Source organism: Hellea balneolensis DSM 19091 (assembly GCF_000428525.1).
Lineage (GTDB): Bacteria > Pseudomonadota > Alphaproteobacteria > Caulobacterales > Maricaulaceae > Hellea > Hellea balneolensis.
In genome coordinates, this window is the sequence record NZ_AUAC01000003.1 from 435,029 (window position 1) to 459,243 (window position 24,215).

Consider the following 24,215-nt stretch of genomic DNA (forward strand, 5'->3'; position numbering starts at 1 on the left):
CGAACTCTTTCCTAACAGATTACTTAAAAAAATAAAAGGCCGATTTCTTTCTTAAGGATATTTTTAAGAAAGACCTTTGAAACTAAGCCTCAACGTCAAATTCGCGCTTTAAGAACTCAACTGTAGCAGGATCATAAATCCCGCAAACCACGTTCTGGTTCGCAAATATACCTGAATAGGATTTAGCTTCACTGACCGAAAACGTTTTATTCCAGTCAACTCCAACAAGATAACAAGCATTGTCTTCATTATCGATATACTCAGTCAAATAGTCGGCCTTACAAACGTCCAAAATCGGCTCCCCACTATTAGTCTTAAAATCTCGAACATGCTGCTTTTCTTGCGAGATGGTTCCAAAGCCAAGATATCCATTTTGCTTTTGGTAGTAAAAAACAGGATCGCCAATCCGTAACTTGTTTAAGCGCTTCGTATAGAAGGTTCCTCCATGCGCCGAGAAAAATCCGTGTTTGCGCATATCTTCCCAAGGGCGGTCTTCCTCCGCTCCGCCTGTCAAATAATAGTAGCCAGACCAAGGTGGCCTGGTCTTTTTAACAGACCTTTCGACCACTTCCGTTTGGTCTAGGAGACTATCCGTTGTGAGCATTTCTTTACCGCCGGACTGAAAAACATTGAAGAATGCGGCATTGATACCGATGTCGTGTACCTCAGAGAGATATTCGATTATACGTTTGCTTTCTTCATCAACCTCGCTCGCTACAACAATCATCTGATGAGAGGCATTCAAAATTTCAGGCGGAGCACTTCTAAATTTATCTGTGTAGAGTTCACTCAATGAGCGCCCTTGTTCGCGCTGAACAAGTTCATAAACGTCCTTAGTAGAAAGCCGATGCACCCAAGACGCATAATCCAGAAGTTGGCCAACAACATCTCGCGGACTACGATCACGCTTTAGCTCAATAATCACGAGGTTGCCCTCTTGGTCTATCGCCAGCAAATCAATTATTTTGCCGTGTCCTGTTCGAAGTTGCTGCGCTACAATTATCCCATCAACACCAATCAATGACAGGTCAGCTTTCACCCAGGCTTCAATCTTATCTTCCTTATCCAAGGCTGCACGTCGCTGCTCAATGAGGCCGTCTTGTCCAATCTCAAATAATCTTGTCATATTTTATATTCACTCAGGAGGGCCGTTGCCCATTTCGAAAGATAGGGCCAAGAATAAGCGCCTGTTTGTTTCCAGGCCTTAGAGCCATTTATTTTGTTCAAGGCTAACACATTGTCCCGGACTGTGTCATGCGGATAGAGATAACAATCTTCCGCATCCAAAAACGCGATAAAAATATTTTTGTCTAAATACTTATCATCGATGGTGAAGCGCCCCTTTAGCTGCACTTTCAAAACATCGTCCCCATTTATGTGAACCGCAAGAAAATCGGCCCCCTGCCAATCATCATTTAGACGCAGGCAATTATAACCATAATCAGCCAACTCGCCCGCCACTTTTTGGAAGTTATAATTCTCTTTTTGACGAGAATTAAGGTTAGCGTATTTTACTTTTTCGAAATGCATGTTTATCACAAAGTTTCGTTTACTCTGCGGTCAAACCTTCGGATAAATAGTCGTGCGCTAATTAGTGTGATTTGAAGCCGAAAAGTACAATCATCTTCCTCCGACAGACCAGGGTGTGATCCATGAGGGTGCATACGCGCCCACAAGCCTTGAATATACTGTGGCTTTTGGACATTGGCATCCCATTCGTTGTAATGTGCATAAAGAAATGGAGGGTTTAGCGTACCCAAAAAACTTCTCTTATCAGCGGATTTTTTAGTTTCATCACAGCCAAGCTTAACGGCAATTGCATTTAATAATTCTTCGAAAAAGCTGCGCAAATCACCATTTGCGGAAGCCCATTGTCCATTCGAGAAGTTATTTATAGCCTGCCTTAGGTGTTCTAAAGCGGTCGGAAAATTATTCTTTTCAAGCAAAGAAATCATTTCGTTTTCAGCTTCGGAAACATTAACCGCGGGAACACCTTCAGGCATCATCGGGCGAAGAGAAAACTCGGAAGTATAACTTTTTTGCCCCCAAGACCCTTCAGTTTCTGTGCGTTGTTCCTCTATCTCATATCCACTAAACCTCAGACCAGTTTTAATCTTGAGCCAATCTTCACTATTATTTTCGAGAATAAAATCATTCGCAGTTATTGCCTTTTCGATCATTGCTTTAGCTAAGCTTTGCCGACCATTGGCTGTAAAGACCGTAGGATTTTCTGTGAGTGCTATATGGGCCATTTGAGTAACCCGCTTAATTACAGATCCTGCCGTACGATCTTGCAAGCCCCACTCCAGCTCTATTCCGTCACATTCCGCTTGGGTGTGCATTTTTTCTAGAATACGCGCGGCGGCCATAACCGTCATGTTATTGAATTCAGGCATTATGCCGCTTTCCCCTTGGTCATCGCCGCATACATTTCGAAGAGTTTTTCTAGGCGTTCTGTGTCGTTTTTGAAGGGGCGGCCGATGTAGATTTCTTCCAGGATGCGGTCATTCTCGGCGTGCGCGGCGCGTAGGTTTTCGGGCATGGTATCGGGTTTGTAGAGGTCAGCAATTGTAGAAGGGAAATGCGCTTCGCGCGCGAGAAGTATATTCTCTGCCGCATGAGTAAGGTCGGCTTTGTGTTCTTGGGTTAGTTTTGGGACTGGGAAGGTGTTCCAGCCAAGCGTGTTGGAGTAAGAAAACCTCATTTCCAACCGCCCACAGACTGTTCCAATCCAGACCCAATGAAGACGTGATGCAACAAGGGACAAATTCCATATTGGCGCATCATACAGAGCAAACGCTTTATTGTGAACTCGAGCATTCGCAGGTAGCAAATCAACAGGGAGGTAAGGACGATTCTCGGAACTGACGATAGGAACACAAATAGTAGCTTCATTCCCAAATACTTGTTCTCGAAATTGAAATGGCGTCTCTGCTAGCGCCAAGGATTGTTTATCCTTCTCTTTTCCTAATCTTTTCTGTCTGACTTTTTCGAAGCGCTCTGAAAGCTGCGGGATCATAGACGCTTTTTCATATTCTGATGGCAAAATCCAAATACACTGCCTTGGTGATCCGCTTACTAATTCTTGGGAACCATAGAGAGGTTTTAGATATTTCTTTACTCCTGGTGCTTGCTTAACAAGTCTCAATGCATCGTTCGTTTTAAGCATAAGCTCATTGGCGTAATATGGGTGATTACCAAACCGCATTTCAGTTTGTGACGAAATTGGTAAAGAAGACTTTGAGACAAAAGTAGTAGAACCAGCGGTCAAGTAAGGTGATATCGTGTCCACATCACGACTCTCTTCGCCAGAGATAATTCGGCCATGTTCACCTTCTTCTGAAAGACCTATAATATTTACAGTAACACCCGCATTGTTCGAGGCAGAATTGGACCATTTAATAGTTTTTTCTACGAAAAATATCCTCACACCTCTATCGTATATAGGTCTCCAAAAGGTTGCTGTTTGAAGACCTTGATTCAGTGAGTTTGTTGTAACGAAAACAGCCTTCGCACCAGCTTTTAAAATATAATCGGAGGCTAAGCCAAACCAACCCGCCACAAAATCGAGAGATAGAGTTTCAGAAGTATAGCCTTGGAGTGCAGCTTTTAAATCGCTCTTTTGGGTGTCAGATTGATACTTACGACCAAGATATGGTGGGTTTCCGCAAATGTACGTTTCACCCCCTTCATTCTCAAAAGCGATTTCTTTTTGCTTGGCCTCACCGCCTTCTAAATCCAACGTCCAATTATGCACTTTAACTTCACGTTCTCCAGCGGGAGGGCATATACCTAGCCAATCAAGGCGGAGCGCATTTCCGCGCACAATCCAATTTTGTTTATCCAGGGGAAGGAAGCGGATATCGGCTTGCTTCTGCCCAATATAAACTTCGTCGCATTGATACTCCGCGATGATAAGCGCGAGACGCGCGACTTCTGCGGCAAATGGCTTAATCTCTATACCGCGAAAATTTCGTAAGCTAATTTCGCTCGGTTGGCCGCTCCATCGCGGTTCGCCGTTTTCACCATCTTCCAGCCGTGTGGCTCGACCACTTTTGATATTGGAGCGGTGTTCAATATCGCGCATCCGCTTATAGGCAATCACCAAGAAATTTCCTGACCCACAGGCAGGATCAAAAACGCGGATATGCGTCATACGTTTTCGCAGCTTTCCAAGCTGTTGCGGGTTATCTCCGGCTCGTTCTAATTGCTCTTCCAAACTATCCAGGAACAGCGGGTTCAGAACTTTCAGTATATTCGGCACAGAGGTGTAGTGCATCCCCAAGCTGCCGCGCTCTTCATCATCGGCCACCGCCTGGATCATAGAGCCAAAAATATCAGGGTTGATATCCGTCCATTTCAGCTCCCCCGCCGCGATCAAATAAGACCGCGCCATTTGGGTAAAATGTGGAACGTCCAGTTTCTTATCATCCTCTGTTCCAAACAAGCCGCCATTCACATAGGGAAAGTTATCCGCCCAGCCAGGTAACCCCGCATCCAGACGCGCAGACCCTTTGCCGTCGCGAGTGTCTATATTCATGGCTTCAAATATCAGGCGGATAGCCTCCTGCGTGCCTGAACCGTCCGCATTAGATCGCTCGCGCACCGTTTCCGTGAACAAGCCTGCGTAGGTCTTCGCGCGATCTTCGACCATGCGAAGCCCTGGGATTTGAAAAATCGAAGTGTCTTCGGCGTAAAAGCAAAAGATAAGCTGCGCCATGAAGTGATTAAAATCTTCGCGCCGTTCGGGGGTTGTCCAATCGGGGTTGTTCGCCGCCAGTTCCTGATAAAGTTTATCCAGGCGCGAGGTCGCCTTGATATCAATCGGGTTGTCGAGAATTTCTTTATTCGTGGAAATCCCAGCCAGCGGCAGTAGGAAGCCAAAATGCTTATCTGGTAAATCTGCAAAATCGCAGGCGATAAATGCGCCGCTTTTAATATTCTCCGCCTGGAGTGTTTCGCCGTCCGTCACGAGGATAAACTTCGCTTTTTGTTTGGCCGTTTGGGGGCTGTCTTTCAGCGCCCGAAGTCCAGCTTCTACCTCTCCAGTCTGTGCCGCCAGGATATGGATATTATTGCGCTGTAATATTGCGCCAGGCACGTCGCTCTTATTACTGCTACCTTTGCGCAGTCTGGCCAGTGTCGTCTTGCTGGATTGCGGGAAGCATTCGATGAACTGAAAAGCGAACTCGGCAGGGTCGAAAGGCTGGGCAACCAGCTTCTCTAATTCTTCGAGTATTTCAGTTGCTTTCACGCGAATCCCCAGCTTGGTTAATCTGCGAAGCCTAACCCGCTTTGCTCTGAACGGAAAGTGCTGGAGCAATACCCAATTATACCCGTAAATACCCAATTCTCAGGCTAGAATTTTCCGAGACTTTGCGAGGTTAAAATACAAGGTGCCCCCATCGAAACCCCCCATGTCACGGGGGAATACTCCGAATCCATGCCCCCACGCCTTTTGGCGTTGGGGGCATGAAAAACGATGTGCAGACAATGCTTTAGCATGGTGGTACCACCACCCGCTTTATCTAGCCCTCCAAAATTTCATTTTGCTTCTTTTCCCAGAATGCTCTCCAGCCGCCCCAGAGTCCTGTAATTATTCATTCGAGAAATTTTGAGTGAATATGCTATGATTTACCCATGCCAGACACACCTCAACCTCTTACCGACAATAAAAAAACTTGCTGCCGATATTCGGGAGGCCATGGTGATTTTAGCCAAGGTCATACGCAAATTTGGCGATGCGCCTTGGCCGCTCATGGAGCGCTTACAGCGCGAGTTGAAGGCTGTCGAAGACCGTGAGGCGCTGCTCGACAACCTGCTCCAAAGCGGCCCTCCACCCGCGCCTAAAACGTCAAATTAGCCAAACTTTCCGTAAACTCTTCGCTTACTGGATGCGCGATTTTGAGCATCTCTTTTAGCCGATATTCTAGCGAACCACCGTCGCCATATTGGGGCCGTGTGTTCTTGTGCCCCATCAATGTGCACCGCAATCCATAGTCCAATCCAGCCTCCTGCATGCGCTTTTCAAAGGCATGTCTAAAGCTATAAATCCGGTGTTTCTTCGTGGGCATGAGGCCACGTGTATGGAAGGTTTTTAGCAGTGCTGCGGATAGTGAGTTGCCTTTATCACGGTAGCGCAGGAAGCCATTTGGAGCGCGTTTCATCGCTTCCAAAGCTACTCCTACAAGCGGAATATCGCGCCGTGACGCAACGGATTTAAGCTCTCTATCTGCTGTGGGGCGGATACGAATATGAGGAACGTCTGCGTCCAAACAGATGTTTTCAGGCAAGAGATTAGCTATCTCGCTCGGCCTGCATCCTGTCTCAATCAGTGTGTATGCAATGATCTGCGCCTCGGCATTTATGCCTTCAAAAGCGTATGGTTTGAGGATTTTAGAACGCACCCAATCGTCTGAAAATATAGCCGTTGGTTCCGTTGGCGTATTTTTAAAGCGCAATTTTCGGAACGGGTTTTCACGGGTTTCATCGCCGTGATACATCCAGTATTCTCGGAATAAGAGACGCAGATTCCCAAGCTCTCGATTAGCACTATTAGGTCTGTATGTGTGTCCCTGACCATTGTCGGGGCGCAAGCGTTCAGCCCACCAATCATAGAACTCTCGTCCTTGTTGGCGCGTGATGGCATCCATAGTGAGATTGCCGCAAAGGGTCACAAAGTTATCAATGGCGCGGATTTTTGCGCGCTTCCAACTCTCGATTTGCTCCGGTGATTTGCCGCTCTGGTCACTTATGCTGAGCTTGTCGCAATAGAGCTTAAAGGCATCTCTTATTGTGTCCTTGGGCGGTTCTATTATGCCTAGGACGGCCTCGGTTTCCAACTGTGTTACGCCGTCCCCACGCAATGTTTGAACGCGGCGCAAGATGGTTTCCCTTGGCTCACTATGCGCTATTTCGAGGACAGGCTTAAACTCAAATCCTACCGCTTGAGCCTTCCGCCGCGCGAGTCGATAGCGGCACATTTCAGGCGAGTCAGTAGTGGTTATGTTGAGCTGTTTGGTAAGTGCAAGCTCCCAATTCTGCTCGTCTGTGTCCATCATCATATCGCGCCGTTCACGCGCGATTGTGAGGCTGTCTGTGCATAGGGTTGTCCGCACGATGCGCCGCTTATCAATGCTTTTAAAGCGGGCGGGAACGCGCCGCACATAATACCAACGCTGCCCGCGTTGTTCGAGGTGGTGGTTTCTTCTGGAGGTCATTAGCCATTGTACCCATAATTGTACCCCAATTTGTGCCCATAATTGGGGGAAATTGGAGGGTTGCGAGAAAACGTGGGAAAAAACGTAGTCTTTCCAACGACTTAACGGTCTTAAGAATGAGAGAAATGGCGCACCGGGGAAGATTCGAACTCCCGACCCCTTGATTCGTAGTCAAGTACTCTATCCAGCTGAGCTACCGGTGCGTCTGCGAAAGCGATGCTTTGCGCGAGTGCCGCGTTAAAGCCTATTGTTTCCGGCGCCGCAAGTGTTTTTTACGGTTAATGGGCGTCTAAAGTGGTTTTTCGTAATAACGCAGTATCGCATTATAGTCGGGATATTCAACATCAGCCAGGGCTCTGAAGCCTAGACGCTCATGAAACGCATGGGAGCCTGGGTTATTGGGCTTTGAGTTTACTTCACATACGAGGCGGGGCAGGCCGCGCGCCCGGGCCTCCGCTTCGAAGTCAGCATAAAGCGTCCGGCCATAGCCTTTCCCTTGTGCTGCGGCATTTAGGATGATGCGGTCAATATAATAAAACTTATTAAATCTGGCGCGGAGCCATTTCAGATTTTTATGATCATACTCAACATCATGGGCATATCCGATAAGAACACCATCTGCATCATGGATTTGCTTTTTGTAATGGGCGAGGTCAAGCAGATTGGTCAGCTCTTCTTCGTCCAGCGGGGAGAGCCAGTGCACGAACTCTTGGTTCATACGTAGAATTTTTGCGCGGTGTGATTTAAGAATAGGCCCTATCATTTCGCAGCCTCATAGACGCCGCGCATGAGGGCGCGTGCAACGCAGCGCGCCGCCGCTGCGCCAAGCTCTGCGAGGGCGGCGGGGCTCTCACAAGCTTTTTCCCCTGCGGAAAGTGCAAAAATCGTATCCCCATCTAGCGGCGTATGGCTGGGCTGCACGGCCATTGCAATGCCGTCTTGGGCCATAATCGCCACGCGCTTGAGCTGTTTTTGTGTCAGAGCGGCGTCTACCGCCACGGCGCCGATAACAGTGCTCTGGGCTTTCTGATTTTTAGCCGCTTTCAGGACCGCAAGCTTTGTGTCTTGAGCTTTTTGATGGACGTAATCCTCCGGCGGTCGTCTCCCGCCAAATTCGTTCTCAATTTCATAGGGCCACGCCCAAGGGCAATCCGTGCCAGGCATGAAGGGCGAGCCAACAGGATTAGCTGCGATGACAGCGCCAACAATAATACCATTGATTGTTTCCGAAGCACTGCCTAAGCCGCCGGGATAAAGCCCTGCCGTTGCGCCGTAGCCTGCGCCCGCTGCACCGAGCCTTATATCATTTGAAGCGGCTTTACAGGCTTTAACTCCTAAGGCTCTGAACGGCGGCTCAAGACCCCAATCTTTATCTCCGCCATTGGCATTGTCAAAAAGAATAGCGCTGGGCACGATGGGGCTGACGGGTATTGGGGCCGGGCCGGGCGCATAGCCTATGCGCTGTTGCCCCAGCCAAGCACAGACTCCATCGGCCGCTGCGAGGCCGTAAACAGATCCACCTGAGAGGCAAATAGCATGTACTTTCTCGATTAAGCCGCCATCAGATAACGTATCGGTCTCCCGCGTTCCGGGCCCGCCGCCGCGCACATCAACGGCGCAGGTGGCGGGGCTATCCGGCAGGATGACGGTAACGCCCGTTTTTACCTTCGCATCATGGGCTTGGCCGATACGTAATCCGCCAACATCTAGGATAGTATTTTGAATTTTTTTTTGTTTCACAAAAATACAAATAGGTTGAATGCCATCGCAATCATATAGCAGAAAGCTAAATTATTTAGATTTAAAGGATCGGGAAATTTTTCTCCTATACGTCTAATGAAGAAACTTACAGCACCAAATTTAAGAATCAAGACTGCGGAACCTAAGCTTGCCAGCAGGCCTAAAGGAAGTCCTTTGATGTCAGCTTCGAAATCTGGATCTCCGTAAATAGAAATAAAGCCCATGATTAAAAATGAAATCGCCAATGCTGATTGGCCCCAAAGGTTAAGGGGATCAAATGTGGGATGCATTAAATCTTCCACAACATTGAATTTCGAACTATTTTTAAACAAAGACTTACATCTAAAAATGGGCGCTGTAGATGTTTGCCGCGTCAAATAAATTGACATTGGATCTTGCGCAATTCTTTCATCACCAAGTGCAAGGCCAAACTCACCTGCATCGGATGTAATGTAAAAGTCAAAATTACGCGTGAGGAGGTTATCACCATCAATAATGTTTAGATTGCCTAATGGTTTTAGAGCGCTCTTGATGTCCTCTATTAGAGTAAATTTATTTTGAAATGTAATAAGTAATTTATGCCCATCCCGATGATAATCGGGCTGAATTTGCACCATATATTTTGACATGATGTCTCCAAAAGGCTTGCCGAGCGCGATTATGCTCATATGGTGCGAGCATAATGAAGAAAGACCGTAATATGAAACTCTTTTCTACTTTGCTTTTGGGGAGCGCGCTTGCGCTGTCAGCTTGTACTAAAACGGAGCTTGTTTCAGCGCCAGACTTTACGATTGCCAAGACTGAGGTTTCCTCTCCAGGCATGGTGGCATCCGCTAATCCTTTGGCGACGCAAGCGGGGTTGGATATTTTGAAAGCCGGAGGCTCAGCTGTGGATGCTGCGATTGCGGTTCAGGCCATGTTGGGACTTGTAGAGCCGCAAAGCTCAGGCCTGGGCGGCGGGGCTTTCATGGTGGTTTATGACCCTAAGACGGCAAAGGTCTGGGCTTATAATGGACGAGAAACCGCGCCTGCTGCCGTGCGTCCTGACATGTTTTTAGACTCTGAAACAGGTGAGCCTCTCCGCTATTTTGACGGCATAGCTTCGGGTATTTCAACCGGCGTACCCGGCGCGGTAGTCATGCTTCACAAAGCCCATGAGGATTACGGAACACTTGCTTGGGGCCGGCAAATGGAACCCGCGATTAAAACCGCCGAAGAGGGGTTTGCAGTCTCGCCGCGTATGGCTGGAATAACAGCGCGAATGGGACGATTTGTGCTAAAGCGCGATGATCGCGCCCGTGAATATTTTTACTTGGAAGACGGCGAAACGACGATTCCCGAAGGCTTTATGCGAGATAATCCGGCTTATGCGGAGACGCTTCGCGCGTTACAGAAAAACCCGCGTGCTTTGCTAGAAGGCCCGATTGCTGAAGAGATTATTCGCGTCGTTCAAGAAGAGCCAAAACCCGGCACTTTGACCCTTTCAGATATGGCAGCTTATCAGCCGCAAAAGACAGAGGCACTATGCTCAACTTATCGTAAGCATATTATTTGCGGGGCGCAGCCGCCCAGTAGCGGCGCAGTAGCCGTGCAATCCATTTTGAGAACATTGGAAAACTTTGACATGTCAGGGCTAGGACAATCCGCCGAGGGCTGGCACGTTTTTGCAGAGGCCAGTTTTCTTGCCTATGCAGACCGGGATAAATATGTTGCCGACCCTGATTTTGTTGAGGTCGAAACAGGGTTGATGCTCAATAAAGACTATTTGAAATCGCGGGCCGTACTTATCAATATGGACAAAGCGATGACGGATGTAAAAGCGGGTAATCCATCGGCCTTTTTGCGCGGACAGGACGCGACGCCTGATAATCCCGGAACCTCTCATTTCACTGTCGTGGATAAGGACGGTCTTGTTGTATCCATGACAACGACGGTCGAAGCGCCTTTTGGCTCTCAGCGTATGGCGGCAGGCTTTATGCTCAATAATCAGTTGACGGATTTTTCATTCCGCGCCGTGGATGCAGAAGGACTACCCATCGCCAATGCCCCCGCGCCTGGGAAACGCCCCCGCTCTTCTATGGCACCGAGTATAGTCTTTAGTCCGCAAGGCGAATTTTTGTTCTCAACAGGATCTCCGGGCGGTAACTCAATCATTGCTTATACGGCCAAAACCATTGTCGGGATTCTGGATTGGGGCTTAACCCCGCAAGAGGCGATTGAGCTGCCTAATCTTATAGCGCGTAATGGGCGTGTTGCGATTGAGGCGAAAGATTTAAAAGATGAAGAGACTGGAGAAATAGATCGCGGCAGCCCGGCGGCGTCATTCGGAATGCCTGCTGAGATGATAACTGCGCTTGAGGAAAAGGGTCACAAAGTGCGCCGTTCAAAAGGTGAATTTAGTGGCCTTCACATTATCTATCGTCAAGAAGATGGCCGTTTGATAGGCGGAGCCGACCCCAGACGTGAGGGGACAGCTCTTGAAGTTGAATAATTTGGCCTAATCCAAAACACCTTTAACAATATCTCCCATCGGTGAGCCGCCTAAGACTGCGAGCTGCATTTGCGCAGATACTTTATTGATGGCTTCTTGCGGTTTTGCCACCGGGTGAAGTGCTATGCGTAAGGGGCGAGTGCCTTGAGGCCTAGCAATAGCTGCTGCAATAGCACGGGGAATATCCATCGGATCAGCCTCACCGCCGCCCGCTTCGCGTTTGCCCATGCCTTGCGTGAATTGCGGATAGGCGTTGAGAATATCATCTGTTAGGCGGGCCTTTAGTGCGGCTGAAGGTGCGTTCTGATTTGACCAGATCTTAGTTGGGTAACCTCCGGGTTGAATAATAGTGACATCAATGCCGTGGGGCGCGATTTCATAAGCCATTTGCTCACTCATGGCCTCAAGCGCAAATTTCGTCGGAGAATATTGTCCGAAGCCCGGAATTATGACGCGGCCAAGCTGTGAGGTCACATTGAAAATATAACCGCTTTTGGCGGCGCGCATAGACGGTAGAACAGCTTTGGCCATGCGTTGAGCGCCATAAAGATTTGTATCAAAAATTAACTGAGTGGCTTCCATATCCTGCGCTTCAATCGGTCCGGCAATCGACATGCCAGCATTATTGATCAGAACATCAAGCTTACCGCCAGCGGCTTTTAAAGCTTTAGCGACTCCCGCTTGGACCTGGTCATCTTTGGTGATGTCGATTTCCAAAACGGTGATGTCCAACTTCTCTTTTTTGGCCAGTTGCCTTAGCTCAACTGCTTCGGGGCGGGGTAGGTTTCGCATTGTGGCAAATACTTTTGCGCCAAGACGGGCATAATGCTCTGCGCCCAAACGTCCAAAGCCTGAGGAACACCCGGTTATGAGAATAGATGTGCCCGACAAATCAACACCGTCAGTGGCTTCTGAGGATTGCGCGCATCCTGTCATGTAAGCCGCTGCCGCAACTCCGGCCCCCATCATAAGACTGCGGCGATTGAGTTTGGAAATATCTGTCATGCGAAGGTCCTTTGTGAGGAGGCATATTTTCTTTAGCCGCGGGATTTAAGTTTGTTTTGTATTACAACACTTAGAATGCAAAGCGCCAGACAAAGCGTCACAATATTGGCGGCTATGACTGGGGTCGCTTTCAGGTAAACGCCATAAACGATCCAGAGTGCAACGCCGAGAGTGAAGACGCTATACATACCGAGCGATATGCCGCGCGTTTCTCGGGTCCTTAAAACCAAAATGGCTTGGGGTAGAAATGAAAGTGTTGTGAGAGTCGCGGCAATTGTGCCGATGAAGTCAGGAGATAACATAATAGCGGTCTAAGTGATTTTGATTGGGGACGCCACATTTATAATGACCGTTCAAATATGAATATGGCTTCGTCATAAGCGAGACTGGTCAATCATTACAAATTTGTGTAGATTAAAAGAAAAACCGGAGGACACCATGGTTCAGCTAACAGTCAATGGCAAAGCCCAAAAGATAGATATCGACCCGGAGACCCCTGTGCTTTGGGTTGTTAGAGAACAGCTCGGCCTTGTAGGCACAAAATTTGGATGCGGCGCGTCTCTCTGCGGGGCTTGCACTGTTCATATTGACGGCGAGCCTGTCAGGTCCTGCGTTACGCCGCTCTCTGAGGCCGAAGGGAAAGACGTCACCACGATTGAAGGTATCGCCGCGCCTGATGGCACCCTTCACGCGGTGCAAGAGGCCTGGATAAAACACCAAGTTCCGCAATGTGGATATTGTCAATCTGGCCAGATCATGTCGGCTGTGGCGTTGCTTAAGGAAAATGCCAATCCCTCTGACGAGGACATTGACTCGGCTATGTCGGGAAATGTGTGCCGTTGCGGCATGTATACGCGTATTAAAGCGGCCATTAAAACCGCAGCGAAGGGAGCATAGTCATGGTATCCAGAGCAGAGAAAAAAGCGGTTAAGAAAGCAAAACGCGCAAATGAAAGCCGCGCCCGTAAATGGACGCGCAGAAGTTTCATCGGAGCTGGAGCCGTCGCAGGTATTGGCGTCGGCGGCGCGCTTATGGTCGGTATTGCTATTCGCCCAGGTGACCGCACGGATGAGCTCGCAAAATTTGTCACAGAAGGGCAAGAGCAGCTCATCACCACATGGGTTAAAATTGCGCCTGACAATACGGTGACGGCTATTATCCCTCACGGTGAAATGGGGCAGGGCGTTCACACCGCTCTCTCCGCGATGCTTGCCGAAGAGATGGAAGCCGATTGGGATGCCATGGACATTATGGAAGCGCCCGCTGAAAAAGACTTTGCCAATTTCGAACTTGGCCGTGAGTTTTTGACCGGCGGCGCAAATATACCGTCCCCGCTTTTCGATACAGTCAACGGACTTATGCTGACGGCGGCAAAGTCGATGGATTTGCAAATCACAGGCGGATCAACATCGGTACGCTTTACAGGCGTTGCCGCTATGCTAACGGCGGGGGCCGCAGCCAGAGAGTTGCTTTTAGAAGCGGCGGCTCAGCAATGGGATGTGCCTTTAGGTGAATTACGCGCCGAAAAAAGCTACATCTATCACGGTGATAAGAAAGCACCTTTCGCGGAATTTGCAGAGGTCGCGGCGACTTTAAAGCCAAATTTACAGCCTAAGCTGAAAAAGCGGAGCGACTATAAATTACTGGGCCAATCTCTGCCGCGTGTTGATATCCCGGCCAAGGTCGATGGTACAGCCATGTTCGGAATTGATGCTCAGGTTGAGGGCATCAAATACGGGACAGTTATGGCGGCGCCTGTTCATGGTCAGAAGATTGCAAAACTCGACTCCAAGGATGCCAAAGCTATGCCGGGCGTCATCGGCGTTTATAATATGAGTGATTATGTTGCTGTTGTCGCTGAGGGTTATTGGCAAGCGAAGCAAGCGCTTGATATGGTCGAGGTCGAATGGACTGTTTCTGGTACGGAAAACGTCAATGAAGAGAGTATTTTTGCGCAATATGCACAGTCGCTTGATGGCGGCAAAAAGAAAGTTCTTCACAAGGCTGGTAATGTCACAAAAGGTCTGAAATCCGCGGCGTCTGTCTATGAAGCTGAATACCGCGTACCTTATTTGGCACATGCCTGCATGGAGCCCATGAATGCGACGGCTTGGGTCAGAGATGGGAAATGCGATCTCTGGACAGGGACACAAAACCCGCTTGGCACACGCATGGTAACGGCAGAGACACTTGGAATGGATCCTGAAAATGTAACGGTTCACACGGCCTTTATGGGCGGCGGTTTTGGCCGACGCGCGACGCCGGATTACACGAATCAAGCAGTTATGGTTGCTAAGAAAGCAGGCGTGCCTGTCAAATTAATTTGGTCACGCGAAGAAAGTACACAGCAAGATCATTACCGGCCATCAGTCTTAGGGCGTTTCAAAGCAGGTCTAGATGAAGACGGCATGCCGATTTCTTGGGAAAGTGATTTCGTGCATAAAATGGATCCGCCCGAAGCTAGTGCTGTTTTCTACGATATTCCCAACGTCAGGGCGCAATATGCCGACAGTCCGACACATATACGCCTTGGTCCTTGGCGCTCCGTTGACCACACGCAACATGGTTATTTTACTGAGAGCTTTATTGATGAACTTGCGGTCAATGCGGGCATAGACGGTTACGAATATCGCCGTAAGCTGCTTAAGAATAAACCACGCCACTTAAAAGTCCTGGATACCGCCGCAAAAATGGCAGAATGGGGGAAGGCACTTCCAGCAGGACAGGCGCAGGGCATCTCTATTTGTGAGAGCTTTATGACCATCGTCGCAGAAGTCGTGACCATTGATATGAGCCAAGGTGAACCCCGCGTGCTGCATGTCGCTTGCGCGGCTGATGCAGGCTTGGCCGTGAATCCGGACGGATTTGAAGCTCAAATGGAAAGCGGTATTATTTACGGGCTGACCGCTGCACTTTACGGCGAAATCTCCATTGAGGACGGAGCGGTTGAGCAGAGTAATTTCCATGATTATCAGCCTATGCGAATGAATGACGCGCCGGAGATTGATGTCAAAATTATTTCTTCTGACGCACCTATTGGCGGGGCAGGCGAGCCGGGAACTCCGCCCATCGCGCCTGCCGTTGCAAATGCGGTCTTTAAGGCAACCGGCAAAAGAATACGTCAATTGCCCCTCAGCAAGCATGAATTTGGCGCTGCGACATAGGGAGAGCTTAAATGGATAAGCCGCCTACATGGCAACTTATCATGCGGGTGGTGATAGCTGTGCTGTGTGGTATGGCATTTCTTTTGGGAGCCCTTGCGTTTAAGGTTGGCGCATATTTTAATTTCATTATGCTCGTCATTATGGCGGCGTGCCTTTTGGTGCCGCTGGCGCGATTACCGTACCTTATCAATAAAGAAATCCATTGGGCATTTTGGAAAGCGCCTTTTTCAAAAGAAAACCGCCGGTATTGGCGACCCATTCTTCTGCGAATAATCTTTTGGGCGCTCTGTGGTTTTACTGTTTTTACAGGCGTCGTGGCCGCGCAGTTTCAGCCTGATGAACTCAAAGGTATATATTTCATGATAGGCGGCGGAGCCTTATTTCTTATGCTACTAAGCCTGATACCCAAGCGTATTGGCGGAAAACCCATGTCGATTTTTTCCGCTTTTGCCATGCCTTTTATGATTTTTATTTTGAGCGACAGCCTTTTTCCCCAACTCACAGGAAAAGGTGCGGTGACTGTAAATTCTCCCTTCGCAGACGAGAGCTACATGTTCCATGCTGGGCATAACACAATGGTGAATTATCATGTGGCCCATAGCTCTCAAAAGCATGCATTGGACATGGTGACCCTTCATGAAAACGGAACCGAAAATAAAGGAGATAAGTCAAAGCTTGAGGATTACGCCTGTTTCGGTGCGGTTTTAATTGCGCCTGTTGACGGGGTGATTGAGCGCGTCGTTAGTGATCAAATTGATCAGCCTATAGGCTCGCGAGACCCTAAGAACCCTGCGGGGAACCATGTGGTTATAAAAATGGATGACACCCATTATGCTCTGCTCGCCCATATGAAGCAAAGCAGCACGGTCGTATCTAAAGGGGATCGCGTTTCGACAGGGCAAAAGCTTGGTGAATGTGGAAATTCTGGCAATACGTCCGCGCCACACCTGCATTTTCAAATACAGCGTTATCCCGACCTCTTTGCAGAAGGCGGTTACACCTATCCCGTAAAATTTAACAACACGACTCGCATTCGGCGCGGAAAATCCGTCAGTAAAGACGGGTTATTTTATATTCGTAACGACCAGATGGCGCCGAATTGAGCTAGGAAATTTTTGAGCGTCAATTACGATTTCGAAGCCGTCAAATTATAAGTCCCTTTGCCGCGAATATATATCAGGCATTTAGCTACCTCACATGATAATTCGTGAGATACGATGCCCTTTGACTGGATGTGACTTCCGGCTTCTAGGGTGCGCGTTTCAGCAGCCTTAACGGATGGGTATTTGAGCGTTCCCTGTATTAAGACAGCGTCCATGTGCTCGCCGTCAGTCGTAAGAGTAGCGTCTACACCCTTACCCAGTTTCACAAGTGACCCGCTGGCTTCTCCTGCTATAGGTTGGCCCCATAAGAAAGTGAGCTCTGCGGCTGTGCCTTGTTTAGCTGTAATCCAATTTGTGTCTTCAGGTGACAGCCACACCATATTGGATGGCACAAGATTTATCGGAAGCTCCCCATCATCAAAGGCTTCTGAGGAAGGCTGTACAAGGTAAGGACCTGAAAATATTTCAAGAAAGGCAACGCCTGCGTTACCAGGCTTTGCCGCTGTGATGTGGGGCTCTCCGGCGGGTTGGGTCCAATAAGATCCGGGACCCATCCACATTTTAGCCGCTTCCGGATCATCATTATGGATGTGTCCCTCAATCACGACAGCTCTATAAGTGATATTGTGGATATGGGGGGGCGAGGAAAATCCGTCTGCGAATCTTAAAATCACGCCAGAGGGAACATCCTTCATTATATCTCCCCAGAGTACACCTGCTTGCGGAGCGGCGTCGCCACGTGCTGGGTTGAGCGGTTGAAATTTGAGCTCGCTAGGTGTTGTTATGGTTACGGATGTTTCTGAGATATTCTGACTATTTAGCGGGGTCTCTGCTTCGTTTTGCGCTTGGCACGCGGCGCTCAATACCAAGGTTGATGCTGCAATGACCGAAATTGAGTATTTAGCATTAAATGGTGTTTTCGAAAAAGGCATTATGAAACTTTCTAATTATTTTCTGGCGGTCAGGTTTTGCTATGAAATTTAGAAGCCAGAAGTTTGTATAAGTCTTGTAAGAGTATAGTCTGTAAAAGCTACGTACACATTGGTAATAGGTTCCAAATTCTAGTTAATTGACCGATTTTATTGCCCCGAAATCCTTCGACCGTAATCTGAAAGCGCTTTTGTTTAGGCTATATTTTTTCATCTGATCGCTTATACTTCATACTAAACGGGAGATGAAATGACGGTAACATCTGAGAGCAAAAAAGCTTATTGGCGGGCGACTATTCGTTTTACGCTTAGCCTTTTGGTTATTTGGTTTTTGGTGTCCTATGGGGCGGGTATTCTCTTTCGTGAGTTTTTAGACCAGTTTTCTATCGGAGGTGCGCCGCTTGGGTTTTGGTTCGCGCAGCAAGGCGCAATTTATGCCTTTCTTGCCCTCATCATTATTTATTGCATCGGGATGAGCCGACTCGAAAAGAAATATGGGATTGAGGGTTAAGCCGTGGATCAGCAGCAATGGAGCTATCTTTTCGTTGGCCTGACATTTGGGCTTTATATTGCCATCGCCTTGTGGGCGCGGGCAGGGTCTACCAAAGACTTCTATGTGGCCGGACATGATATTCATCCTGCGCTGAACGGCATGGCGACAGCGGCGGATTGGATGTCAGCCGCGAGTTTCCTGTCAATGGCAGGACTAGTTGCATTTCTCGGTTATGGCGGATCCGTTTACCTGATGGGCTGGACGGGCGGCTATGTCCTGCTTGCGCTTCTGCTCGCGCCTTTTCTGCGAGAGTTCGGAAAGTTCACAGTTCCTGATTTTGTCGGCGACCGATATTATTCCAAAGTTGCCCGCGTTATCGCAGTAATTTGTGCGCTCATGGTCTCTTTCACCTATATCGCTGGACAGATGAAAGGGGTGGGCGTAGCGTTTTCGTCTTTCCTGGGCGTACCGTTTAATTGGGGTATTTTCATCGGCAGTTTTATTGTCTTTGTCTATGCCGTGCTGGGCGGAATGAAGGGCATTACCTATACGCAAGTCGCACAATATGTTGTGTTGATTTTTGCCTATACCGTACCCGCAATATTTATCTCGCTGATCGTCACGAATAACCCCATTCCGCAGCTTGGCTTTATTGGCAATATGTCGGGGAGCGAGATATCCATGCTAGATAAACTCAATACGGTCGTAACGGATTTGGGCTTTACAGAATATACTTCGACCACAAAATCCAAAATAGATGTATTTTGCATCACAGCGGCGCTCATGTTTGGAACAGCGGGATTGCCGCATGTGATTATTCGCTTCTTCACCGTCAAATCGGCGAAGGCCGCGCGAAAGTCGGCGGGTTGGGCGCTGATGTTTATTGCGCTGCTCTACACCGTTGCGCCTGCCGTTGGCGCTTTCGCGCGAATGAACTTTATCGATACTGTGAATGAAGCGACTTATATTGCTGACAGCGAAAACTATGAAGAACGCGCAGCGGCTATTTTGGCTGAGGGCGGGAAGCCTGTTCCTGAGTGGTATAAAGATTGGGAAAAAACCGACCTGCTTAAGTTCAATGATTTAAACGGCGATGGGATGATGCAATATCGCGGCCCTGCTGCGCCCGATGGTCTTGAAAACGAAGTTGTGCCGAACCGGGATATTTTCGTGCTGGCTAATCCCCAAATTGCAAATTTGCCGGGATGGGTGATTGGCTTAGTGGTGGCAGGCGGTCTTGCGGCGGCGCTCTCTACAGCGGCAGGCCTGCTTATGGTGATTAGCTCTGCTATCAGCCATGATTTACTCAAGAGTACATTTTATCCCAATATGAGTGAGAAGGGGGAACTGCGCGCCGCGCGCCTCTCCGCTTTCGCAGCTGTCATAGCGGCGGCGCTTATCGGGGCCTTTGCTTCATCCTTGCCTTTCGTGGCTCAAGTTGTAGCTTATGCCTTCGGGATTGCGGCAGCCTCGCTTTTTCCGATTATTGTGCTCGGCATTTTCTGGAAACGGATGAACAAGGAAGGGGCCATTGCTGCAATGCTGTCGGGGCTTATCCCGACAATGGCTTACATTATCTATTTTAAATCTGAATATGGCAGCGAAGCGGGTTGGTGGTTTGGTGTCTCGCCCGAAGGTATCGGTTTTGTTTTTATGTGGGTTGCTTTGGCCGTCGGAATTGTCACAGCCCTCGTGACACCGGCTCCGCCATCTGCGATACAACAACTCGTCGAAGATATCCGGATTCCCGGTCAAAGAGGTGCCCTCCATGAGTGAAACCAATAAGACATATTCTGTTCATGCTGACTTTGTAGCTAAAGCTAATCTGAATCCTGTGTCCTATGCGTCAATGTATGCAGCCTCAATTGCTGACCCGGAAAGCTTTTGGGGCGTGCAAGGGAAGCGTTTGAACTGGATGAAGCCTTACACCAAGGTCAAAGATGTCAGTTGGGATAAATCCGATCTGCATGTGAAATGGTATGAGGACGGCGTTTTGAACGTGACGGAAAATTGCCTGGATCGCCATCTTGAGACCCGCGGCGATAAAGCCGCAATCATCTGGGAAGGCGACGACCCTTCAGAATCTAAAACGCTCACTTACCGCGAGCTTCACCGCGAAGTGTGCCGCTTTTCAAATGTGATGAAAAAACTCGGCGTGAAAAAAGGTGATCGCGTCACAATTTACATGCCAATGATAGTGGAAGCGGCTTACGCCATGCTCGCTTGTGCGAGAATTGGCGCGGTGCATAGTGTCGTCTTTGGCGGCTTCAGCCCTGACGCGCTGGCCGGACGAATTACCGATTGCGAGAGTACCTTTATTATCACTGCGGATGAAGGTTTGCGCGGGACAAAAAAAGTGCCGCTTAAGGCCAATTGCGATGCGGCCTGCGACATAGCAGGGATCGTCGAAACTGTCCTGACGGTAAAGCGCACAGGCGGTGATGTCACGATGAAAGAGGGCCGTGATGTCTGGCTGCATGAGGCATTGAAGAACGTTTCGGATTACTGTCTGCCTGAACCGATGAACGCTGAAGACCCGCTCTTTATTCTCTACACAAGCGGCTCTACTGGGAAACCCAAAGGCGTGCTCCATACGACGGGCGGCTATCTCGTTTGGGCCTCTATGACCCATGAATATGTTTTCGACCTCAAGGAAGATGATGTTTATTGGTGTAGCGCTGATGTCGGCTGGGTCACGGGCCATACTTATATTGTGTATGGGCCGCTCGCCAATGGCGCGACAACGGTCATGTTTGAGGGCATCCCGACTTATCCTGATGCGTCCCGTTTCTGGCAAGTTTGCGATAAGCACCAAGTTAGCTTGTTTTACACAGCTCCTACAGCCATTCGCGCCTTGATGCGGGAAGGGGATGGGCCTGTGAATGCGACCTCTCGCAAGAGCTTACGTATTCTCGGCACAGTGGGCGAACCGATAAACCCCGAAGCGTGGGAATGGTATTTTCATGTGGTTGGCGAAGGGCGATGCCCTATCGTGGATACATGGTGGCAGACGGAAACAGGCGGCGCGATGATTGTGCCGCTCCCAGGCACTACTGATATGAAGCCTGGCGCGGGGAGTCATCCTTTCTTTGGCATTGTTCCGGCTTTAGTTGATGCTGAGGGGAATGAGCTAGACGGCGCAACAGAGGGTAACTTGATTATCAAAGACAGTTGGCCTGGCCAAATGCGCACGGTCTATGGTGATCACCAGCGCTTTAAAGACACTTACTTCTCAGCCTATCCCGGCAATTATTTTACAGGTGATGGCTGCCGCCGTGATGAGGATGGTTTTTACTGGATTACAGGCCGCGTGGATGATGTGATTAATGTTTCGGGCCACCGCATGGGCACCGCCGAAGTGGAAAGCGCGCTGGTCAGTCATGACGCCGTCGCTGAAGCCGCCGTTGTCGGTTATCCGCACGATATAAAAGGGCAAGGCATTTACGCCTACGTCACGGTCACCGCTGGCACAGAGGTTAGTGACGAGCTAAAAGCTGCCTTGGTCAAACATGTACGAACTGAAATCGGGCCTATTGCCACCCCTGATTTGATCCAATTTGCGCCGGGTCTTCCCAAGACCCGCTCAGGCAAAATAATGCGGCGCATCTTACGCAAAATCGCCGAAGACAGTTTCGATAATTTGGGCGACACCTCAACATTATCAGAGCCTGAAGTTGTTGACGATTTGATTGCAAACCGCCAAAATCGCGCCTAATGAAACAGTGCATTATCATAGGGGCCTCTCATGCGGGCGCACAGCTTTGTGTCAGCCTACGTCAAGGCGGTTGGGAGGGTAGCATTACTCTTATCGGTGATGAGCCAGATCTACCTTATCATCGTCCGCCGCTCTCCAAAGACTTTTTGTCTGGCGATAAAGCTATCGATGAAATTCTACTTCGCCCTGCCAGCGTTTATGAAAACGCTAATGTTCAGATGAAACTTGGCACGCGCGTCGGAGCCATTGACCGCATAGCTAAAACCGTCTTGACGGATGACGGCGAGGCCCTTGCTTATGATAAGCTTGTTTTGGCGACGGGGGCCCGCGTGCGGCATTTGCCTGTGGCTGGTGTTGATTTGGACGGTGTATATTACTTGCGCGATACCACCGATGTTCGCGCCATCAAAGCGGGTGTCGCCAAAGGTAAGCAAGCTGTGATTATTGGCGGCGGCTATATTGGTCTCGAAACTGCCGCGAGCCTACGTAAACAAGGCATGGAGGTCACAGTTCTAGAAGCTATGCCGCGCATCTTGCAGCGCGTCACCGCGCCTGAGATTTCAGAGTTTTATAAGCGCATACATTCCGAGGAAGGTGTTCAAATTCTCGAAGGCGTTATGGCGTCTGAGATAAAATCATCCGGTGATGCGCTCTCTGTTCACACGGCGTGCGAGCAAAATTTTGACGCGGATATGGTGATTATTGGTATTGGCGTTATTCCCAATATTGAACTTGCGGAAATGGCGGGTTTGGACATCGGCAACGGAATTGAGGTCAATAGTTTTTGCCAAACCTCTGACACTGACATTTATGCGGCTGGAGATGTGACGTGGCATTATAATCCCATTTATGAGCGGCATATAAGGCTTGAATCCGTGCCCAATGCGACGGAGCAAGCCAAGACTGTTGCTTTGCACATCAATGGAAAGCCCAAACCCTATAGCAGTCTGCCTTGGTTCTGGTCTGATCAGTTTGACCTTAAACTTCAAATCGCAGGTCTATCCGAAGGCTATGATGAAATCGTCATTCGCGGCGATATTGAAGGTAGCCGGAGCTTCGCCGCCTTTTATTTCAAAGGCGATCAAATCCTGGCGGTGGATGCCGTTAATAGCCCCAGAGAATTTATGTTCACCAAAATGGCGCTCACCAAAGGGCAAGCGCTGGATAAGACTATATTAGCCGATAGTAACGCCGATTTGAAATCTTCGGTGTTATGACCAAGGCCCCGGCGATTGCGCTCCCACAACGATTGGACACAATTCAAGCTCTCAGAGGAATAGCGGCGCTCTTGGTGCTGTTTTTTCATCTTGCAGCTTTTCAACGCCAAATGGCGGAGGGGAATCCCGCCGACGTCACTTTAACGCGCGGACTTTGGGATAATGGCTGGGCCGGTGTCGATCTGTTCTTTGTCATTTCCGGCTTCATTATGGTTTATGTCACGCGGCAATCAGGCCGAAGTTTTGAGGATGTGCGCCGTTTTTTAACGTCTCGTATCACCCGGATTTACCCCCTTTGGTGGGTTTGCGCAGGTATTATGGCACTTTACTTTTTCATGACCTACGGAATGCCTGCAGCACCCGACCGAGTGTCCGGACCGGATGAAGCTTTCAGATTTGCTGTGAAATCTTTTTTATTAATTCCCCAAGATGTGCCGCCTATGCTGGGTCTGGGCTGGACACTCATCCATGAGATGTTCTTTTATATCATATTCGCGGGGCTTTTATTTTTACCAAGGCGTGTCTTACCTATAGGATTATTGATATGGGCGATTATCACTTTGACAGGCGCCGTATTCGTAACTCCTGCCGCCTATGCTCGCAACGCATTGGAGCTCTTAGCCTCTCCGCTATCGCTTGAATTTATTGCAGGCGGCTTTGCGGGCTATCTTGTCACCACTGGGCGGTTCTATGCGCCAAAGATATTGGCTACCATTGGCGGTCTTTTAGCTGTAATATCTCTAGCGGCGTTTTCTGGTTTCAATATCGGCAGTTACACAACAAACCGCGTCGCTGTTTTCTTGGTGCCCTTTGTGCTGCTGACATATGGGTGGGCGAGCCATGAAATAAATTCATCGGCCAAAACTCCGCTATGGCTCGTAAAGCTTGGGGATTGGTCTTACTCGCTCTACCTCACGCATTACATTGTCTTGGTGGCATTACGGCGCCTTTATAGATCCGCTGTGCCGGAGGGTCTGAATGTGGGCGCTCCAGGTGTTTGGGATAATCTCATTTTTGCCATTATCGCTTTATCCTTGAGCATTTTGACGTCCGCTATTTTCTATAATTTTGTAGAGCGTCCATCCTTACGGATTTTCAAATCGCTTAGGCGCACGACTTAACCTTTTTCTTTCACTGC

At 49.0% G+C, this 24,215-nt stretch carries 21 protein-coding genes and 1 tRNA gene; 10 read left to right on the forward strand and 12 right to left on the reverse strand.

Annotation, left to right across the window (positions count from 1 at the left end):
* Positions 1–82: 82 nt before the first annotated feature.
* The 4 genes from F569_RS0108175 to F569_RS0108190 are packed head-to-tail and all read right to left on the reverse strand — an operon-like array spanning position 83 to position 5,254.
* The gene (locus tag F569_RS0108175; protein WP_026941801.1) at positions 83–1,126 is read right to left on the reverse strand and encodes an endonuclease NucS domain-containing protein; all 1,044 of its coding nucleotides are present in this window, start codon (positions 1,124–1,126) and stop codon (positions 83–85) included.
* Positions 1,123–1,530, reverse strand: coding sequence for a hypothetical protein (locus tag F569_RS0108180; protein ID WP_026941802.1), 408 nt, complete (start codon positions 1,528–1,530; stop codon positions 1,123–1,125). Before F569_RS0108180 ends, F569_RS0108175 begins: the two co-directional genes overlap by 4 nt.
* A 5-nt stretch (positions 1,531–1,535) precedes the next feature.
* A complete protein-coding gene (locus F569_RS0108185; protein WP_154813686.1) occupies positions 1,536–2,369 on the reverse strand; it encodes a hypothetical protein in 834 nt (277 codons plus the stop codon).
* Between the two features lie 26 nt (positions 2,370–2,395).
* The gene (locus F569_RS0108190; protein ID WP_026941804.1) at positions 2,396–5,254 is read right to left on the reverse strand and encodes a DNA methyltransferase; all 2,859 of its coding nucleotides are present in this window, start codon (positions 5,252–5,254) and stop codon (positions 2,396–2,398) included.
* 375 nt (positions 5,255–5,629) lie between these two features.
* Between F569_RS0108190 and F569_RS0108195 the strand changes: the two genes are divergently transcribed.
* Positions 5,630–5,863, forward strand: coding sequence for a hypothetical protein (locus F569_RS0108195; protein ID WP_026941805.1), 234 nt, complete (start codon positions 5,630–5,632; stop codon positions 5,861–5,863).
* Here F569_RS0108195 and F569_RS0108200 read toward each other — a convergent pair.
* From F569_RS0108200 to F569_RS19695, 5 genes are all read right to left on the reverse strand, one after another.
* Positions 5,847–7,220: a site-specific integrase gene (locus tag F569_RS0108200; RefSeq protein ID WP_026941806.1), complete on the reverse strand. Its 1,374-nt coding sequence runs from the start codon at positions 7,218–7,220 to the stop codon at positions 5,847–5,849. The two genes, F569_RS0108195 and F569_RS0108200, sit on opposite strands and share 17 nt — an antisense overlap.
* A gap of 126 nt (positions 7,221–7,346) precedes the next feature.
* Positions 7,347–7,423, reverse strand: a tRNA-Arg gene (locus F569_RS0108205).
* Positions 7,424–7,509: 86 nt separating this feature from the next.
* On the reverse strand, positions 7,510–7,983 hold the full coding sequence (locus F569_RS17175) for a GNAT family N-acetyltransferase (RefSeq protein WP_051279590.1): 474 nt from the start codon (positions 7,981–7,983) through the stop codon (positions 7,510–7,512).
* A complete protein-coding gene (locus F569_RS0108215; protein ID WP_034388049.1) occupies positions 7,980–8,960 on the reverse strand; it encodes a P1 family peptidase in 981 nt (326 codons plus the stop codon). Before F569_RS0108215 ends, F569_RS17175 begins: the two co-directional genes overlap by 4 nt.
* Positions 8,957–9,589: a hypothetical protein gene (locus F569_RS19695; RefSeq protein WP_034388051.1), complete on the reverse strand. Its 633-nt coding sequence runs from the start codon at positions 9,587–9,589 to the stop codon at positions 8,957–8,959. The genes F569_RS0108215 and F569_RS19695 overlap by 4 nt, the downstream gene beginning before the upstream one ends.
* A gap of 71 nt (positions 9,590–9,660) precedes the next feature.
* On the opposite strand from F569_RS19695, the gene ggt reads away from it, so the two are divergent.
* A complete protein-coding gene (ggt, locus tag F569_RS0108225; protein ID WP_026941809.1) occupies positions 9,661–11,451 on the forward strand; it encodes a gamma-glutamyltransferase in 1,791 nt (596 codons plus the stop codon).
* Positions 11,452–11,457: 6 nt separating this feature from the next.
* Here ggt and F569_RS0108230 read toward each other — a convergent pair whose 3' ends face one another.
* Both F569_RS0108230 and F569_RS0108235 read right to left on the reverse strand, forming a co-directional pair.
* On the reverse strand, positions 11,458–12,456 hold the full coding sequence (locus F569_RS0108230) for an SDR family oxidoreductase (RefSeq protein ID WP_026941810.1): 999 nt from the start codon (positions 12,454–12,456) through the stop codon (positions 11,458–11,460).
* Positions 12,457–12,488: 32 nt separating this feature from the next.
* A complete protein-coding gene (locus F569_RS0108235; RefSeq protein ID WP_034388054.1) occupies positions 12,489–12,758 on the reverse strand; it encodes a SemiSWEET transporter in 270 nt (89 codons plus the stop codon).
* 136 nt (positions 12,759–12,894) lie between these two features.
* On the opposite strand from F569_RS0108235, the gene F569_RS0108240 reads away from it, so the two are divergent.
* The 3 genes from F569_RS0108240 to F569_RS18930 are packed head-to-tail and all read left to right on the forward strand — an operon-like array spanning position 12,895 to position 16,723.
* A complete protein-coding gene (locus tag F569_RS0108240) occupies positions 12,895–13,353 on the forward strand; it encodes a (2Fe-2S)-binding protein (protein ID WP_026941812.1) in 459 nt (152 codons plus the stop codon).
* Positions 13,354–13,355: 2 nt separating this feature from the next.
* Positions 13,356–15,620, forward strand: a complete 2,265-nt coding sequence (locus tag F569_RS0108245) for a xanthine dehydrogenase family protein molybdopterin-binding subunit (protein ID WP_084168915.1) — start codon at positions 13,356–13,358, stop codon at positions 15,618–15,620.
* Between the two features lie 11 nt (positions 15,621–15,631).
* Positions 15,632–16,723 (forward strand): peptidoglycan DD-metalloendopeptidase family protein, encoded by a 1,092-nt coding sequence (locus tag F569_RS18930; RefSeq protein ID WP_051279592.1) that lies wholly within the window; start codon positions 15,632–15,634, stop codon positions 16,721–16,723.
* Between the two features lie 23 nt (positions 16,724–16,746).
* Here F569_RS18930 and F569_RS17185 read toward each other — a convergent pair whose 3' ends face one another.
* The gene (locus tag F569_RS17185) at positions 16,747–17,655 is read right to left on the reverse strand and encodes a DUF4437 domain-containing protein (protein WP_034388056.1); all 909 of its coding nucleotides are present in this window, start codon (positions 17,653–17,655) and stop codon (positions 16,747–16,749) included.
* Positions 17,656–17,902: 247 nt separating this feature from the next.
* Between F569_RS17185 and F569_RS0108260 the strand changes: the two genes are divergently transcribed.
* The 5 genes from F569_RS0108260 to F569_RS0108280 are packed head-to-tail and all read left to right on the forward strand — an operon-like array spanning position 17,903 to position 24,198.
* The gene (locus F569_RS0108260; protein ID WP_026941814.1) at positions 17,903–18,163 is read left to right on the forward strand and encodes a DUF4212 domain-containing protein; all 261 of its coding nucleotides are present in this window, start codon (positions 17,903–17,905) and stop codon (positions 18,161–18,163) included.
* A gap of 3 nt (positions 18,164–18,166) precedes the next feature.
* Positions 18,167–19,921 carry a sodium:solute symporter family protein gene (locus F569_RS0108265; protein WP_026941815.1) on the forward strand — a complete coding sequence of 585 codons (1,755 nt, stop codon included), beginning with the start codon at positions 18,167–18,169 and terminating at the stop codon, positions 19,919–19,921.
* Positions 19,914–21,860, forward strand: a complete 1,947-nt coding sequence (gene acs, locus F569_RS0108270) for an acetate--CoA ligase (protein WP_026941816.1) — start codon at positions 19,914–19,916, stop codon at positions 21,858–21,860. The genes F569_RS0108265 and acs overlap by 8 nt, the downstream gene beginning before the upstream one ends.
* Positions 21,860–23,077, forward strand: coding sequence for an NAD(P)/FAD-dependent oxidoreductase (locus tag F569_RS0108275; RefSeq protein WP_026941817.1), 1,218 nt, complete (start codon positions 21,860–21,862; stop codon positions 23,075–23,077). The genes acs and F569_RS0108275 overlap by 1 nt, the downstream gene beginning before the upstream one ends.
* Entirely contained in the window at positions 23,074–24,198 is a 1,125-nt protein-coding gene (locus tag F569_RS0108280) for an acyltransferase family protein (protein WP_026941818.1), read from the forward strand. Before F569_RS0108275 ends, F569_RS0108280 begins: the two co-directional genes overlap by 4 nt.
* Positions 24,199–24,215 lie beyond the last annotated feature (17 nt).

Excerpts from the sequence above, each read along its gene's own strand:
- F569_RS0108175 (WP_026941801.1), bottom strand. The coding sequence starts at position 1,126 with ATGACAAGATTATTTGAGATTGGACAAGACGGCCTCATTGAGCAGCGA.
- F569_RS0108180 (WP_026941802.1), bottom strand. The coding sequence starts at position 1,530 with ATGCATTTCGAAAAAGTAAAATACGCTAACCTTAATTCTCGTCAAAAA.
- F569_RS0108185 (WP_154813686.1), bottom strand. The coding sequence starts at position 2,369 with ATGGCCGCCGCGCGTATTCTAGAAAAAATGCACACCCAAGCGGAATGT.
- F569_RS0108195 (WP_026941805.1), top strand. The coding sequence starts at position 5,630 with ATGATTTACCCATGCCAGACACACCTCAACCTCTTACCGACAATAAAA.
- F569_RS0108200 (WP_026941806.1), bottom strand. The coding sequence starts at position 7,220 with ATGACCTCCAGAAGAAACCACCACCTCGAACAACGCGGGCAGCGTTGG.
- F569_RS17175 (WP_051279590.1), bottom strand. The coding sequence starts at position 7,983 with ATGATAGGGCCTATTCTTAAATCACACCGCGCAAAAATTCTACGTATG.
- F569_RS19695 (WP_034388051.1), bottom strand. The coding sequence starts at position 9,589 with ATGTCAAAATATATGGTGCAAATTCAGCCCGATTATCATCGGGATGGG.
- ggt (WP_026941809.1), top strand. The coding sequence starts at position 9,661 with ATGAAACTCTTTTCTACTTTGCTTTTGGGGAGCGCGCTTGCGCTGTCA.
- F569_RS0108230 (WP_026941810.1), bottom strand. The coding sequence starts at position 12,456 with ATGACAGATATTTCCAAACTCAATCGCCGCAGTCTTATGATGGGGGCC.
- F569_RS0108235 (WP_034388054.1), bottom strand. The coding sequence starts at position 12,758 with ATGTTATCTCCTGACTTCATCGGCACAATTGCCGCGACTCTCACAACA.
- F569_RS0108240 (WP_026941812.1), top strand. The coding sequence starts at position 12,895 with ATGGTTCAGCTAACAGTCAATGGCAAAGCCCAAAAGATAGATATCGAC.
- F569_RS0108245 (WP_084168915.1), top strand. The coding sequence starts at position 13,356 with ATGGTATCCAGAGCAGAGAAAAAAGCGGTTAAGAAAGCAAAACGCGCA.
- F569_RS18930 (WP_051279592.1), top strand. The coding sequence starts at position 15,632 with ATGGATAAGCCGCCTACATGGCAACTTATCATGCGGGTGGTGATAGCT.
- F569_RS17185 (WP_034388056.1), bottom strand. The coding sequence starts at position 17,655 with ATGCCTTTTTCGAAAACACCATTTAATGCTAAATACTCAATTTCGGTC.
- F569_RS0108260 (WP_026941814.1), top strand. The coding sequence starts at position 17,903 with ATGACGGTAACATCTGAGAGCAAAAAAGCTTATTGGCGGGCGACTATT.
- acs (WP_026941816.1), top strand. The coding sequence starts at position 19,914 with ATGAGTGAAACCAATAAGACATATTCTGTTCATGCTGACTTTGTAGCT.
- F569_RS0108275 (WP_026941817.1), top strand. The coding sequence starts at position 21,860 with ATGAAACAGTGCATTATCATAGGGGCCTCTCATGCGGGCGCACAGCTT.
- F569_RS0108280 (WP_026941818.1), top strand. The coding sequence starts at position 23,074 with ATGACCAAGGCCCCGGCGATTGCGCTCCCACAACGATTGGACACAATT.